General features: G+C 39.6%; 11 protein-coding genes. 3 read left to right on the top strand and 8 right to left on the bottom strand.

Annotated elements, in window-relative coordinates; translation table 11 throughout:
- Window positions 1-22: 22 nt before the first annotated feature.
- A complete protein-coding gene (locus ABTV71_RS23145) occupies window positions 23-2,260 on the bottom strand; it encodes a Tex family protein (protein ID WP_433901251.1) in 2,238 nt (745 codons plus the stop codon).
- An 85-nt stretch (window positions 2,261-2,345) separates the two neighbouring features.
- Entirely contained in the window at window positions 2,346-2,861 is a 516-nt protein-coding gene (locus tag ABTV71_RS23140) for a Sec-independent protein translocase subunit TatA/TatB (RefSeq protein ID WP_121125856.1), read from the bottom strand.
- A 239-nt stretch (window positions 2,862-3,100) separates the two neighbouring features.
- On the opposite strand from ABTV71_RS23140, the gene ABTV71_RS23135 reads away from it, so the two are divergent.
- Window positions 3,101-4,474, top strand: coding sequence for an MATE family efflux transporter (locus tag ABTV71_RS23135; RefSeq protein WP_433901250.1), 1,374 nt, complete (start codon window positions 3,101-3,103; stop codon window positions 4,472-4,474).
- A 151-nt stretch (window positions 4,475-4,625) separates the two neighbouring features.
- On the opposite strand, the gene ABTV71_RS23130 is transcribed toward ABTV71_RS23135, so the two are convergent.
- The 3 genes from ABTV71_RS23130 to ABTV71_RS23120 all read right to left on the bottom strand — a co-directional run bounded on the left by ABTV71_RS23130 (window position 4,626) and on the right by ABTV71_RS23120 (window position 10,164).
- Window positions 4,626-5,975: a dihydrolipoamide acetyltransferase family protein gene (locus ABTV71_RS23130; protein WP_433901249.1), complete on the bottom strand. Its 1,350-nt coding sequence runs from the start codon at window positions 5,973-5,975 to the stop codon at window positions 4,626-4,628.
- Window positions 5,976-6,098: 123 nt separating this feature from the next.
- Entirely contained in the window at window positions 6,099-7,346 is a 1,248-nt protein-coding gene (locus ABTV71_RS23125) for a competence/damage-inducible protein A (protein WP_433901248.1), read from the bottom strand.
- Between the two features lie 142 nt (window positions 7,347-7,488).
- Entirely contained in the window at window positions 7,489-10,164 is a 2,676-nt protein-coding gene (locus tag ABTV71_RS23120) for a putative LPS assembly protein LptD (RefSeq protein ID WP_433901247.1), read from the bottom strand.
- 156 nt (window positions 10,165-10,320) lie between these two features.
- Between ABTV71_RS23120 and ABTV71_RS23115 the strand changes: the two genes are divergently transcribed.
- Both ABTV71_RS23115 and ABTV71_RS23110 read left to right on the top strand, forming a co-directional pair.
- Window positions 10,321-11,121: an N-acetylmuramoyl-L-alanine amidase family protein gene (locus ABTV71_RS23115; protein ID WP_433901246.1), complete on the top strand. Its 801-nt coding sequence runs from the start codon at window positions 10,321-10,323 to the stop codon at window positions 11,119-11,121.
- 62 nt (window positions 11,122-11,183) lie between these two features.
- Window positions 11,184-12,131, top strand: a complete 948-nt coding sequence (locus ABTV71_RS23110) for an MlaD family protein (protein ID WP_121125851.1) — start codon at window positions 11,184-11,186, stop codon at window positions 12,129-12,131.
- A 62-nt stretch (window positions 12,132-12,193) separates the two neighbouring features.
- Here the strand turns inward: ABTV71_RS23110 and ABTV71_RS23105 are convergent, their stop codons facing one another.
- The 3 genes from ABTV71_RS23105 to ABTV71_RS23095 all read right to left on the bottom strand — a co-directional run bounded on the left by ABTV71_RS23105 (window position 12,194) and on the right by ABTV71_RS23095 (window position 16,425).
- Window positions 12,194-14,275, bottom strand: coding sequence for a prolyl oligopeptidase family serine peptidase (locus ABTV71_RS23105; protein WP_433901245.1), 2,082 nt, complete (start codon window positions 14,273-14,275; stop codon window positions 12,194-12,196).
- A gap of 166 nt (window positions 14,276-14,441) precedes the next feature.
- A complete protein-coding gene (gene creD / locus ABTV71_RS23100; RefSeq protein ID WP_433901244.1) occupies window positions 14,442-15,929 on the bottom strand; it encodes a cell envelope integrity protein CreD in 1,488 nt (495 codons plus the stop codon).
- Between the two features lie 4 nt (window positions 15,930-15,933).
- Window positions 15,934-16,425 carry a hypothetical protein gene (locus tag ABTV71_RS23095; RefSeq protein ID WP_433901243.1) on the bottom strand — a complete coding sequence of 164 codons (492 nt, stop codon included), beginning with the start codon at window positions 16,423-16,425 and terminating at the stop codon, window positions 15,934-15,936.
- Window positions 16,426-16,460 lie beyond the last annotated feature (35 nt).

Below are 16,460 nucleotides of genomic sequence, written 5' to 3'. Positions count from 1 at the left end.
AGCCTTTATTTAATCGTAGGATTTATTTGAACTTACTTGCCAACGCGGCCAGTTTACTCGCCATGTCTGTTTCTGGTTCCGCTTGCCGTTTGCTCTCATTTCGTTTATTCTTGGGGAGAACAGGTTTTTCATCTGTTTTCATCGATAGGGCAATACGGTTGCGTTTCTCATCCACTTCGGTCACCGTTACTGTCACATGCTGCTGCACTTTGACTACCTCATGTGGGTCGGATATATATCGGTTGGATAATTGGCTCAGGTGTACCAAGCCATCTTGATGTACACCGATATCAACAAAAGCACCAAAGTTTGTAATGTTGGTAACGATACCAGGAAGTTTCATCCCAATGCGTAGGTCGCCAATGCTATTGACGCCTTCGGTAAATGAAAAAGCTTCAAACTTTTCCCTCGGGTCAAGCCCCGGTTTGGCAAGCTCATTCAGAATATCATTTAATGTTGGTAGCCCAACTTCCTCAGAAATATAGTTTTTCAATGGAATGGATTTTCTTAATTCAGCATCTTTGAGTAAATCTTCTACTTTTTTACCTAAATCTTTGGCCATCTGTTCAACCAAGGCATAACGTTCGGGGTGTACGGCCGAGGAATCCAGCGGATTGTCCGCATGTCTGATCCGAAGAAAGCCTGCTGCTTGTTCAAAAGCTTTGTCTCCTAGACGCGGAACTTTTTTTAATTCACGACGTGAAGTAAACGGACCATTTTCATTTCTATATTTAATAATCTGTTGTGCCAAGGATGGTCCTAGCCCAGAGACGTACGAAAGAATTTGTTTGGATGCCGTGTTCAATTCCACACCTACAGCGTTTACACAGCTGATGACGGTATCGTCCAAAGACGTCTGCAGCTTATTTTGGTCTACATCATGTTGATACTGTCCTACGCCAATTGACTTAGGGTCAATTTTGACAAGTTCCGCCAGTGGATCCATTAATCTCCTTCCGATTGATACGGCACCACGTACAGTAATATCGTGATCAGGAAATTCTTCCCGGGCTGTTTCTGAGGCTGAATAGATAGAGGCTCCACTTTCATTGACCATCACAATAGTAACGTTGTTGAGCCCCAGCTTTTTTATAAAATCTTCAGTCTCACGTCCCGCGGTTCCATTACCGATCGCAATGGCCTGAATATCATGTTTCGATACTAAATAGTTGACTGTTTTCTGTGCTTCTGCAAGTCCATTTGCTCCATTGTGTGGAAAAATTGCCGTGTTTTCTTTGAGCTGACCTTGTTCATCCAATACAACGGTTTTACATCCTGTTCGGAATCCGGGATCTATTGCAAGTAGTCTTTTCTGTCCCAATGGTGCTGCTAAAAGCAATTGGCGAACATTGTCCGCAAAAACTTTGATCGCTTCTTCATCTGCTTTTTGACGGGTCAACACACGAATTTCTGTTTCCATAGACGGTTTCAATAATCGCTTATAGCTGTCTGTCAATGCTAATTTTACTTGTGAAGCCGCCTCGTTGGAAGCTTTGATATATATAGATTCAATGGTTGGGAGAATATCTTCTTCATTGATGTCGATATCCAGATAAAGCAATTCCTCTTTTTCACCACGGCGCATCGCCAGAACACGATGGGAGGGAGCATCTTTTAATGACTCTGACCATTCGTAATAATCTTTATATTTAATCGCTGCTTCCTCTTTTCCGGGAACTACTCTTGATACAAATTCTCCTTTTTCCAGGAATATCGCTCTTGATTTAGACCGCACGGTGGCATCTTCAGCAATAATTTCAGCAATGATATCACGTGCCCCAGCTAAAGCCTCTTCAGTATTTTTAACCCCTTTTTCCTCGTCAACCAACGAACTTGCAAGTGCCAGAAAATCAACCTGGTCTTGGGCCAAAAGGAGATCTGCCAAAGGCTGTAATCCTTTTTCGCGGGCAACACTGGCTCTTGTTTTGCGCTTTGGCTTATAAGGTAGGTAAATATCTTCCAGATTTGCCATAGTCTCGGCGGTCATGACTTGTTGTTCAAGTTCTGCTGTCAATTTTCCTTGATCATTGATGGATTTTAATACAGCTTCTTTGCGCTTGTCCAGTTCCTTTAACTGTTGATTGCGATCTCTGATATTGGTGATTTGAACTTCATCCAGGCTGCCGGTCATCTCTTTACGATAACGGGAAATAAATGGAACAGTGGCGCCCTCGTCTAATAGTTCGATTGTCGTGCGAACTTGTTTTTCGCTTATGGATAGCTCGTTAGCAATTGTAATTTCGTGTGATAATAAGCTCATTATTGGTATACTTTAAAAAGGAAAGCTGTTGAATAACGATTCAACAGCTCTATTAAATATCTAATTGTAAATTAATGTAATAAGGTTAAGCAGGTTTGTTGGTGTTATCCTGTTCTGAAGGTTTCTTTTGCTCGCCTTCGTTATTTTTGCCCTCAGCAAAGTGGTCATTATATCCGTAAGTGATATGAGAAGGTTCTTCTCCGTAATCCAATTGCTTATGTGGATTGTGCTCCACCACCCCTGCGGGAGTTGAAAATTCATATTTTTTCTTTGCTGGTTCAGATTCCGTATTTTCAGCTGTTTCCACAGCTTGGTTCTCTTGTTCAGCTTTCGCTTGCTCTTCCGCAACTTTTACTTCATTTGGAACGGTCTCCTCTTTGACCTCTGTCTTCGTGTCTATGTCTTTTTCGAAATTATTGATCTGATCTGAAATCTCTCGTTTGATGCCTTCAGATGCATCTTTGAACTCTCGTATCCCTCTTCCTAAACCTCTGGCCAATTCAGGAAGCTTCTTGCCACCAAAAAGTAACAAGATCGCAAACACGATTAAAATCATTTCCTGTGTTCCGATGTTTAGGAATGTTATTACTGGATTGTACATACTCTTTTCCTCTTCTTTTGATTACTAACTAGATGCTAAGTTACATTTATATTTCTATAGTTCTTAGACCAACGAGTAAATTTAAGATAATTTTAAGGTATTTGAAACATAAAAATTACTTAACAATGGGTTGATACTTGTCGGGTAAATTTTGTTATATTTTTGCTAAATAATTTTTAATATGACGATAGATCGGAAATAACTTCGTATTTTTGTGCCTATTTTTTGAGGAATTGATTATGTTGGGAAAATTTAAAACATTCAAGCCGTATTATAAAAGTACAATTATATTGGCCGGACCGGTTGTCATTTCGCAGCTGGGACATACCTTGGTACATACCGCCGATAGCGTTATTGTCGGACATTTTGCTGGAACGATTCCATTGGCTGCTGTGTCCTTGGTGAATGCTGTTTTTATGATCGTTATGGTCATTGGATTAGGAATTGCTTATGGTATCACACCATTGATTGCTCAGGAAAATGGCCGTGATAACAAGAAGGAGTGTGCAGTATTGTTATCAAATAGTTTCTGGTTGAATATCATTACAGGAATATTATTGTTCTGTTTAGTTTATTTTGGCTCTATGCTTGCAATTGATCATCTGAATCAGGATCCGGCTGTTGTCAAAGAGGCGAAACCTTATTTACTTATTCTAAGTCTTTCCATGTTACCTTTAATGGTATTCAGTACATTTAAACAATTTGCCGAAGGTTTGGGATTTACTAAACAAGCCATGAACGTAACCATATGGGGAAATGTTCTCAATATTATCTTGGCTATCATCTTCGTCAAGGGCATGTTCGGAATTACGCCCATGGGAGTGAAAGGTGTTGGATATAGTACGTTGATTGACCGTATTTTGATGATGTCAGTGATGATGACTTATGTCTTGCGTTCGAAGAAGTTCAATGGTTATATACAACATTTTAAAATTACAGTCATAGATCGGGTAAGATTTGGGAAAATATTGCGGATCGGAGCTCCGGTCGCGATGCAATATGTTTTCGAAATCGGTGCGTTTGCAGGAGCATCATTACTGGCGGGAACAATTAGTGCTACCGCACAGGCTTCTCATCAGGTCGCTATTCAGCTCGCCGCGATGACATATATGATGGCAAGTGGTATCGCTGCTGCGGCAACAATTAAAGTGGGAAATAGCTATGGAAATAGAAATCTGTTCCGCTTGGAGCGCTTTGCCATCACATCTTATCAGCTGGTTTTACTTTTTATGCTGATTACTGCTTCCTTATTTGCAATTTTTAATAATTATTTGCCATACATTTTTACCTCGGATAAAGCAGTGGTTGTTATCGCAGCTCAATTACTGATCATTGCAGGTCTTTTTCAGCTATTTGATGGTACACAAGTCGTTGGGCTGGGGGTTTTAAGAGGTATGGGAGATGTTAATATTCCAACCATCATCACTTTTATCGCCTATTGGATTATCGGGTTGCCGAGTGGTTATGTAATGGGGATACTCTTTGACTGGGGTATTAAAGGCATTTGGTATGGTCTTACTTTAGGCTTATTGACTTCGTCTCTTTTACTTTATTTACGCTTCCAATTGGTGATAAAGAAAAAGAAATTCCAATTTGAAAATAGTAAGCTATAAAAACGTATAAATATCTATAAATGTGTGTGATGTGTCGGAAATCAACTATTTGAGGTACCCTCATGTAGAAATATTTTAAAATAAAAAAATGGCTGTTCAAAAATATTTATATCACTTTTTGACAGCCATTTTTTTGACGATGTTGTTGCCATTAGATTTCTCTGTTGCTATCCCAGTTTTCGAGATAGTCCGCAACCTGTTTTAAGAACATGCCGCCTAAGGCACCATCTATTGCACGATGATCGTAAGACAGGGAAAGATACATCATATGTCGGATTCCGATCATATCGCCGTATTCCGTTTCAATCACAGCGGGTTTTTTTGTTATGGTGCCGACTGCCAATATTGCAGCTTGAGGTTGATTGATAATCGGTGTTCCCATAATATTGCCAAAGGCACCTATGTTGGTAAATGTAAATGTCCCGTCTTGGGTATCATCAGGTTTTAGTTTATTGGCGCGTGAGCGTTGTGCAAGGTCATTAACCGATTTGCTCAGCCCTACCAGACTCAGTTGATCGGCATTTTTTATTACGGGGACAATGAGATTGCCATTGGGCAACGCTGCCGCCATACCTATATTGATATTTTTCTTTTTGATAATATTATAACCGTCTATTGATATATTAACCAAAGGAAAGTCTTTTAGCGCCTTGGTAATTGCTTCTATAAACAGTGGTGTGAATGTTATATTCTCTCCCTCACGTTTTTTATAGGCATCTTTTACTTTATTGCGCCAGAGCACGAGGTTAGTGACATCCGCTTCCACAAATGAACAGACATGTGGGGATACTTGAACGCTCTTGACCATGTGGTCAGAAATCAAGCGTCGCATACGGTCCATTTCAATAATTTCGTCATGGCCATTTGCCACAGTATGGACAGTTGCTGTCGGAACAGCTTGTACAGGTTCGTTCTCGATAACAGGAGCGATCTCCGGTTTTGAATGATCTATATTTTGGCGAGACCCTCGATTGGAAACATAAGAAAGAATGTCCTCTTTTGTTACCCGGCCTTCAACTCCGGTACCTTGGATGCGATCAAGCTCTCCGAGAGATAGTCCCTCGTGACGGGCTATGTTTTTTACCAACGGTGAATAAAAACGAGTCGTGTGCTCGTAATGAACCGGAGTAACTTCTTCTTTAGGACTCTCTAATTGATCTAGACCCGGTATTTCCAGATCGGCAGCTTCGCCTGAGCCTGTAGCTTGATCCCCTGGGCTTTCCTCCGCTTGAACGGCTGGTTCACTCGTTTCGTTGTCTCCTTCTACTTCTATAATTGCAACGACATCCCCAACCTGGACGATTTGGTCCTTGGTATAAAGTTGTTCTTTCAAAATACCTTTAACAGGAGAAGGTACTTCCGAATCAACTTTATCTGTTGCGATTTCCAATAAAGTGTCATCTTCTTCAATCAGGTCACCTGGTTGTTTTAACCATTTGGTAATTGTTGCTTCCGATACACTTTCTCCCATTTTTGGAAGTAAGAGTTTATATAAAGCCATATTTTTAGCAATCTCGTTATAGAAAAACGAAGTTAATTAAATTGTGGTTTACTTTCAACAATTTAAAATATTATTCCTTAAAAAACGATTTTATTGAAATATTATTTTATGTTCATCCGGTTCTTATACTTCTTCTTTTATAAGCAGTTTCCAAAGTAGAAGAAGAGCATTCATGCGTGTGCGCTCGATATTGACGAGTCTGTCATTGTTGAATTGAAACTTTTTTGTGATAATTTCTTTTTTTCCGGCTACTGCAATCCAGACAGTTCCCACGGGTTTGTCCGCGGATCCTCCCCCCGGCCCTGCTATCCCAGTGGTGGCAATGGCATAGTCGGTACTAAATGTTGCTTTTGCTCCAGCTGCCATTTCGATGGCAGTTTGTTCACTGACTGCCCCGAATTGATCTAAAGTCGTTTCTTTGACTGCCAATAACTGTTGTTTTAGCCGATTGGAATAGGGGATAGTACCACCGACGAAGATCTCGCTGCTACCCGGATTGGCTGTTAATGACGCAGCCAAACTACCCCCTGTACAGCTTTCAGCGGTAGTCAATGTAAGCCCCTGATGCGTAAACTCCTTGATTAAAAATGCTTCAATGCTGGTGTCGTAATCCGCAATGACATAATTTTTTAAGCGATGCAGAAGTTTACTCTTAAAGAGTTTGACCTCTTGAAGAATATCTGCGCTGTTTTTACTTTTTCCAGAAAGCCGTAAGCGGATAAAGGCCAATGTGGGCAAATATGCTAATTTAATGGTTGAGGGAAGTTCGTCTTCAATATCCTTTATTTCTTCTGCAAGATAGGATTCTCCGATACCGCCAACGAGTATTGTCTCATGATGGATAAATATATCTTTACTTTGCTGTGCGATCAATGGAAAGACACGTTTTTCCATCAAATGTTTCATTTCGAATGGGACGCCGGGCATAAAGATATAATTCTTTTGTTCTTTTGAAACCAACATGCCGGGAGCTGTGCCATAATCGTTGAACAGTATTTCACAGTTAGCCAATACGTCAGCTTGCTGTTTGTTAATCTCTAGCATTTCCAGATTACGGGCTTCAAAGAAACTGGTGACATGCTGGAGTACTTTTTCGTCCCGAATTAAGGTTGTACCAAAATATTTGGCAGCGGTATTTTTAGTAACATCGTCTTTTGTTGGACCGAGTCCGCCTGTAATTAAAATCAAATCGGCTCTTGCGGAAGCACTTTTTAATGTATTGAAAATAGCTTCCTCTGTATCGGGAATGGATGTCATCTGGACAATATCAATTTCGAATTTTCTTAATTGTTGTGCAATCCAGCTGGAATTGGTATCGATAATCTGTCCTATAAGAATCTCGTCTCCAATGGTGATAATTTCTGCTTTCATAGTATAAACTTACGTAAAATTACGGATCAACGATAGGCTAAAATTGTTTGATAAGAAGGGGTTTAAAATGAATGCATTCGAGTACAATGGAAGTGAATCTTGTATAGGAACTTAGGTAAGTGGAACAAAAAAAGCGGTTATTTTAAAAATAACCGCCTCCAGAACTTGCTCTTTTTGTCAGTTTGAGGTCTTGCAAGATGGATGCCTTCGCCCGGATAGTGACATTATAACTCCGATATCGTCCGAATGGCATCCAACCAAAGGACATATCCCAACAGTGTAAATCTCGGTAGATATTAAAAGAAGTCATGACGACTTCTTTTTGTTTGAAATCGTAGCCGGATTGAAAGGTAACTTTCCATTTAGGGGTAACACTGAAATCGCCATGTAAATTCAACGTACTTGTAATCTGGTTGTCCATTCGACGTGTGCTTGAGTTGAAGAACTTAGACATGTTAAAGCTGAATGAAGCCGCTAGATTCCAGGGTATATTAAAGTCCACAAAGGCATTCGGATCGGAACTGATCCGGGCTAAAGCCTGTGCCTGCTCCGGGGTCATCCCGGCACCGGACATTTCTTTCCGCAGCGAATCAATATTGTTATTACGTGATTTGGCTGCTTTTGGATTTAGGCTATAGTCAAAGGATAGGCCGAAGTTCGTCAGGCGGGCCAAACTTCCATCTTTGATCGCATATCTGTTGATTCGGACGCCATTATTGTCTATAGAATAAGGATCAAAGGTACCGTTAAAATTTACGTTCATCTTCTGGTCGAAAAAGGCCGTCCTACCTGAAAAAGTTATCGGAGACAGTTTCAATGAATCTGCTACGAAATTGTAATTTCCGCTAAAGGTCAAACCCTGGAGAATTGGAATCTTTTTGAAACCGCCATCGGTGGTGTCAGATTTGCTTTTTACTTTAGCCTCAATATTGTTGTCAATTGAGAAGCCTATTCCAGCAGATTTTCCAGCAGAAGGAGATCCATAGATGCCCTGAGCGAAGATGGAATATACGTTGCGGTTGCCGTATTGGTCATTATAATGTTGGTAAAATCCATAGCGGGGATCCGAAAAATCTGGTCTGTAGTTCAGATTGATTGACGGGGTAACAACGTGTCTGATCGCTTGAATTTTTCCGATCTTTGGATACATACCATAGATTTTTGTAGAAAGACCAGTAGATACGGAATAATCATAAGCACGATTAAACCCCTGTAAAGTATCGAGTCGTTGCCTATAACCCGATGGCGTGTTATCAATACGTTGTCTAGTGCTTTGGAAATACCAACGTTCGGTATAATTTACACTTGTGTTGAACTGAAAATATTTAAATGCGTTAAGTGAGAGGCTAACCGGAATATTGTGTTGGAAGCCATTTTGGAACCTTTTGAAGCCTCCTGACGAGAAAAGAAGTGAATCTGCTGTGGAGACTGTATTTTGCGCCTGGAAACTATAACCAACGTTAATACGCTGATACCATTTTTGTTCGCCTACGCGATCTTTGCTGTCAAAGGGATTGAATGAAGATACGTTTAAACTAATATTTGGCAAACTTAATTGAATAGTCCTATTAGCCATATCTTGACTATGTGTTAAACTGGCTGTTAAGTTAACCTTACCATCGGCAAAGACTTTTCCGTAACTGATGGAAGAACCCATTCTGTTTTGAGCCAGGTTTTGATAGGTTGTCTGGTTACTTCCTGTACCTGTATTTTGAAAGTATGAGGCCGTACCAAAGTTTACACTTGCGGAGAACGATGTTCCAGGATTAGCTTCCTGGCGTTGGGTATGGTTCCAGGTCACATTGAAATCTTTATTTGAACCATAGTTATCGGTACCTTCCACACCGACTTTCGTATTGGCGTAGCGTATGTTAAATCCACCGTTGTATTTGTAATTGACTGTATATCGGGTGTTTACTGAAGCTTCCCAAGAGCCTTTAGAATATAATGAGCCTCGAATCTCACTATCCCAATAATCATTGAAGGCTAAATACCAACCAATGTCACGCATGGAAAATCCGCGCGTATAGTCCTCTCCGAAAGAGGGGAAAAGAAATCCTGAAGCTCTTTTATCCGGCTTTGGAAAAAATGCAAAGGGGAAGGCTACGGGCATAGGTACCCCCATAACCACCAGGTATGCAGGGCCAGAGATAATCTGATTTTTGGTCACTATCCCTTTCGAGATATGTATTCCGAAATGAGTATGTGGCTGTGGGAGGTTACAAGTACTGTATAGCCCCTTATAGATTGACATCTCATCATAGATATTTTTTCGAACGATATTGGCTTGGATAAAGCCTCCATCGACCTCAGTCATAATACCGTAGGTGTTTCCTTCCTGTTTCTCATAATCATAATAAAGTGAATCTACTGTTTTGGGTGATTCACCATTACCCATAATGACAATAGGACGTCCTACATATTTACCACTTTTATCATATATCCCCGACGCAAAGATCTTTTTCTGATTGCGGTCAAGACGGATATAATCAGCCGAAAGCTCAAAATCCTGATACTTTACTTTTGCTCCGCGATATAAATGACTAATATTCTTTGCTACTTCCGATTTTTGAGAATCAACAGCAATAATGCTGACTTCCGCCTGCAGCCCACTGCCTTTTTTCTTGGTGGTGTCTTGAACGGATTTGGTAGAATCTATAGGCTTAATTTTTGTTGTATCCTGCAGTTTACTGTTCGCCGAGCCAGCGTCCTTACTTTGAAGTCCGTTCTGTTTTAATGGAATATTGCTCTGAGCCAACGTTGAATTGCTCGTTGCAAGAATGATAAATAGTGTTAAAATGTTGATTAACGACTTCAAAATTAAAGACAAATGTTATTTTTGTGAAATAATGTTAAACTTCGAAGGACAAAATTAGTCAAAAAACAAATAGAAAATATGTTAAATATCGTTATCTATTAAAGAAATAATATTGACTCATTTTGTTGCGTTTATAGTAGAGCAAATAATTATTCAATGAAATCAGATTTAAGAATTAGAAAATGGTGTAGCATTATAGTTGCTACTTTGGGATTTTTTTTATTGAATTCTTTCAAATTAAACAACGGTCAACCCGAGCCACCCGACTATCAGATCAAGACTATTGTTATTGATGCTGGGCATGGTGGAAAAGATACTGGGGCACAGGGCCGTCGATCCCTAGAAAAAAATGTAGCTTTGGATGTAGCACTAAAGCTCGGAAGGCAAATTCAAAAAGATATTCCAGGGATTAAAATCATCTATACGCGGACAACAGACGAATTTGTGGAATTATATAAGCGTATTCGCCTGGCGAATGCAAACAAAGCGGATCTGTTTATTTCGATTCACTGTAACTCCGGTGGCTCCAGTGCTCATGGAACAGAAAGCTTAGTGTCAGGTTCTCATCGTCTAGGACAGCAGGATGCTGCCGTTCGAGAAAATGCATCACTTTTGCTGGAATCGAATTACAAAGAAAACTATCAGGGATTTGATCCAAAAGATCCCGAAAGTGCAATTATTTTCTCATTGATGAAAAATAGATTCCGGGAAAAAAGTATCCGGTTAGCACAAATGATTGAAGGTGAGTATGTAAAAGCAGGAAGGCATAGTCGAGGATTTTGGGAAAAAGGTTTAGCTGTACTTGCAGAAGCAGGTATGCCAGCTGTCTTGACAGAAATTGGATTTATCAGCAATAGGGAAGAAGAGAGTTATCTATTGTCAGAGGAAGGACAACAGGAGATTGTCAATAATCTGGTTTCAGCTTTAAAAATTTATAAAAATTCAGTAGAACGCTAAACAGATTTGCTTTTGTACTGTTTTAAACTTATATTAATGATGCATTACAAAAGAAATAATTTGTGAAAATATCAAACGAAACAAAAGTCGGCATATTAGCAACCGTTGCGATCGCGCTATTATTTATTGGGTACAGTTTTCTAAAAGGAAACGACGTTTTCAGTAGCGATAATACATTTTTTACTACTTATAACACAGTCGATGGATTAACACCTTCCAAACCGGTTTTAGTGAATGGTTATCAAATAGGTAGGGTGTCCAAAATGACTTTGCAGCCAGATGGTAAAATAAAAACAGAATTTAAGATCCATTCCCATTATCATATTCCTAAAAATACCATCGCCCGGATTTCAAGCACAGATTTATTGGGTAGCAAGGCGATTGTATTTGAAATGGGCAATAGTACGGATATGGCCAAGGATGGTGATTTTCTTAATTCAGGTGTACAGCCCAATATTATGGACAAGGTTGAGCCGATTCAAAAGCGTATAGAGACCATTACAATTAAGCTGGATTCTACACTTTCCGTGGTTAATACCGTTCTAGATAAGCAATTTCAGGACGATTTTAAAAGCAGTATCCATAGTATTTCAACATCGTTGAAGAATGTCGAAGGGATTACAAAAGATGTGGAAGGCTTGGTTGGAGATGAGAAGGGACGATTGAATAGGATCATGGCAAACCTGGAATCCATCACATCCAATTTCTCGCAAAATGGTGAAAAAATCAATTCGATAATGGCTAATCTTAACACTATAACAGATAAGGCCGCACGATTGGATTTTGAACAAACCATGAATAAGGTGAATGCAACGATGTCTGATTTTCAGAATATTACCAGTAAGATTAACAACGGTAAGGGATCGATAGGTCTATTGCTCAATGATGAAGAATTATATAACAATTTGAATAATGCTTCTAAAGAAATGGATAATCTGATGAGGGATATTAAGGAAAAACCAGGGAAATATATTAAGCTTTCTATTTTTGGAAAAAAAGGTGAACAATAGTCTTCCCAAGATACTCGGTATAAAAAAAGAAATCCTGCTATATGCTAGCAGGATTTCTTTTTTTATAGGGTCTCTTTAAGCCAGGTAAAGAATTCCCTTTGCCAAACTTGGGCATTCTGTCCGGATAACACCCAGTGGTTTTCGTCAGGAAGATAGACCAATCTACTTTTTATCTTCTTTAGCTGCGCAAGTTGAAAGGCTGCCAAACCTTGGCCAATGGGAACACGGTAATCCTTCCCACCTTGAAAAATTAGAATAGGCGTGTGCCAGTTGTTTGCTTTTTCGATCGGATTAAATTCTGTATAGGATTTTTCATTTTTGTTATCCCAATATGCTCCGCCTAATTCATGATTTGCAAAGAATAGCTCTTCTGTGGTGCCATACCAACTTCTCATGTCGAATAAACCATTGTGCGCAATGAAAGTTTTAAAACGGTTTTGATGTACGCCAGCCAGTTGGTAAACCGAATAGCCGCCATAGCTGGCTCCAATTGCTGCACGGCGAGTTGTGTCAACATATGATTCCTTGGAAATATCATCTATTGCAGCCAAATAGTCTCTGATCGGCTGACCGCCCCAGTCTTGGGAGATCGCTTCGTTCCATTTGACTCCCCAGCCTGGCATACCTCTACGGTTTGGTGCGATAACAATGTAACCTTGGGATGCGATCAACTGTAGGTTCCAGCGAAATGAATAAAACTGGGTGAGTGCCGATTGCGGTCCACCTTCGCAGTAAAGTATTGTTGGATATTTTTTTGTGAGATCGAAATTTGGCGGATAGATTACCCATGAAAATAAATCTGCGCCATCAGATGATTTTGTAATCCGTTTCTCAATTTTATTTTCAGCAATTGTTGCATACTTGTCATCATTGACCCTAGTAATGGCTGTCAAAGACTTATTTTTGAGATCGAAGCTGAAAATTTCGGTCGCACGTGTAAACTTTGTCAACGTGACGATCAATTTATCCCCAGTTTGCCCTACAATACCTGTAATATCAAAATCTCCGGTTGAAATTTGCTGGATCTTTGGAAGACTTTTCGATTTGACATTCGAAGGGACTTCCAGTTCGAATAATTGTACGGTGCCTTTGGTTGCAGCAGTAAAGTAAATCTTGCGATTGTCGTTGCTCCAGATAAAACTGTTGATAGTGCCATCCCAATGCGAAGTCAGATTTAAACGGATAGCGTTGTTTTTATCAAATAAGATGATGTCATTTTTATCAGATTCGTAGCCCTCGGTTTTCATGCTGAGCCAAGTGAGACTTTTTCCGTCCGGCGAATAAGTTGGTGCGATGTCATAACCATTCATGCCCTCAGTAATGTTTGTCGTGGCTCCGGAAGAAATCTCATAGCGGTAGATATCCGTATTCGTGCTTATGGCATAATCTGTTCCGAAGTTTTTCTTGCAAACATATAATACTGCTTTGCTGTCAGGAGACCAGATAAAATCTTCTGCACCGCCGAAAGGTGCCTGTGGACTATAATAGGGCTGATCTTTGAGCAGATCTACTGGTTCTCCTATTTTACCGTCGCTGTAACTGGCAATAAAAGGATGGTTGAATTTACCATCATTGAACGTATCCCAATGACGGTAATCTAAATTATCATAGATGTAGGCATCAGACTTCGGCAATTCTGGATATTTATCGGTACTATGGTATTTTTTGATCAATACGGGCTGGCTAAAAAGAATATGTGTTCCATCTGGAGAAAATTTAACATTTTCCAAAGCCATCTCACCGGATGTCAGTTGTAATGCTTCACCTTTGGTCAGATTCTTTTTCCACAGATGTCCTTTTGATAGATAGATCACATCACCATTTTTTTCGATTTGGACAACAGTTTCCCCACCCTTTTGATCGGTAAATTGGCTAGCTGCACCATTGGTCAATGAAGCTGTAAAAAGATTCTTCTCACTTGTATTGCTCTCCAGGTTGTAATTGGATACACCGTACACCAACGTTTTACCATCTGAGGAAAGTCCTTCAGCAGATACTCGTCCGAGATCCCAAAGCTTACTGGGGGTAATAGGTTGTGGGGTTTCTGCAACCATTTTAAAACTGGACTTTCCACCTTTGCTTTCTTGCGCATTGCCGAGGTTGCATGCCATAATCGCTAATGTAAATATTGTAAGTTTTTTCATATATATAATGCTGAAAAATATCCCTGCAAGTTACAGATTTTGCCAGTAAATGTTAAGTAAAGCATAAAAATAGCCGCCTTATTTGTGAAAAGGCGGCTATTTGGAGAGGTAAGTTTATTTTTTGATTAATATTCGGATAATGACCCAGTAAATTTTCAGATGTTGTCTATTGATCAGCATAATTATTGTCAAATTGATACCAATTGATTTTTGTGGAAACGCGCATCAGGATTGCCAAGATGATGAAAATGCCAATGGTTCCGGCAATAAGTGAGTAGTCCCGAAGTTGCATAAGCACGTATATGAACAGATAAAAAGTGCTTAAGATAGTCCCGAACAAGAGGGACGTCTTACGGTCTTTTGTAATGGCTTTAATAAAACTTCCAATGAGCAGTACCGTTGCAATCGAAGCAATTAGATAGGCCAGATTAAATCCTATATGCTCTGATAAAGCTGATAGTAGCGTGTAAAAGAGTACCATGGCGGCACCGATTAATACATATTGAATAATATGTATTCTTTTTTTCTTGATTATTTCGGTGAATAGGAGCGAAGTGAAGGTTAGGAGAATAATCAATATACCGTATTTAGCAACTCTTGTTGTCTTTTGATAATTATTGATGTCCGGCAGAAAGTTTATCGTGATCATATCCGAATTAACCAAGATACCATTAGGTATGTTTGTGTCAGATGGCGTAGTCGGAGCGGCTTGAGTAGATTCAGCTTCATCTGTTAAACTTCCCTTATTTTTTTCGAAATGATAGATCGGAAGGATATCTCCTGCCCACTGTTGGGGTAACTTACGACTAAAAGAGGGAATTTCCCAGGAGGCTGAGAAATTAGATTTGTCAATCGTTCGTTTGCTTGGTAAGAATGCACCGACAAAACTTGGATTAACCCAATTCCCTTTGGCGGAAATATTCGTCTGATCACCGAGCGGAACAAAATTCAATGATTTGGAACCTTTGAGGTTTAGTGTGATTTTGAAATGGTTTTCATTTTCATTGGGATTGATGGAAATGGGGCAGACTAAATTTTGATTGAATAGTTTGAGGTTGTTAAAATCAGGATCAAAAGTCAATTCCTGTTCATTCCAGGTAAGGAGCGGGCGTTTGCCCAGTCCCTTAAAATCCTGTATGCCAAATACAAGCCGACTTCCTTTCCAATCAATCTTTTCGGTGGGAATTTCCAGTTTTGTTATATCAATTTTGTTGAAACGGCCATCTATCGAAATACTGCTATTATATACGACGGAATTATAGATACCACGTGATAATTGTTGCGGGCTGATGTCTGTGCTGATATTTGCGCTTAGGGGGAGGACGAAGATCCATTTTGTCTGTTTGTATTCTGATGCCGTAGTAGTATTAATTTTTTCAGCTGGCTTCTGAATAGGTTCATTGTAAGGGATTGCTAAGACAGGACCAGAAATAACCTGTTCTTGAGCCCAGTTAAGGGCGATGCCTTCGGATACGGTTTGCTCGCGTGTTTTGCGTTCCTCAATGAGATCACTGATGAGTGTCAGGGGGATGAGCAAGAGAAGGGAAAGAAATAGAATAACAAATAATTTTAGAACAGTTGAGTTGCTAATTTTATCAAATAGCGAATTTTGAGCGGTATCGAACGAAGAGTTCGGTCTATTATAATTTTCCATGATTTCACTTGTTTAAATCTACTTGTATATTTTTGCTATATAATGCAATTTGAAATTCAGTCAGTTGGTAATGAAGTATGGTCTTGAATTCGATGTGATGAAATTTTTGCAGGGACCGACCTTTTTGGAAAGTTCTCCTGTAATATTTGAAATGTTCGGGAAAAAGGATTCCTCCAATAGTAATCATTCCGATCAGATATAGGCTTATTTTTCCATTTCCCAATAAAAGATATTGCATGGCAATTTCATCTTGTATTTCGGTTCCCGTTTCCGTTATAACGTGAAATACATCATGATTTTCCAATTTCGCCATTACATCAAATCCCTTACTCGCGTAAAAGAGACCCAAACCATGACCGATGCTTCCGACTGGATAGGTTAAAAATTCCTCTTTGCTAATTCCCCATGCTTTTTTGTTCCATTTAAAAATATCTGCATACACGCTGGAGGACCAGCTGTAGAGATGGAGCATGAGTTTTAATCGAATTTTTTTCATGTTTTCGTTTTTAAAAGTACTTTGGTTTTCAAAGT

It is taken from the genome of Sphingobacterium puteale, assembly GCF_050986225.1.
GTDB lineage: Bacteria > Bacteroidota > Bacteroidia > Sphingobacteriales > Sphingobacteriaceae > Sphingobacterium > Sphingobacterium puteale.
Note: the sequence above shows the minus strand (reverse complement) of the source record. Positions and strands in the feature narration are given on the sequence as shown.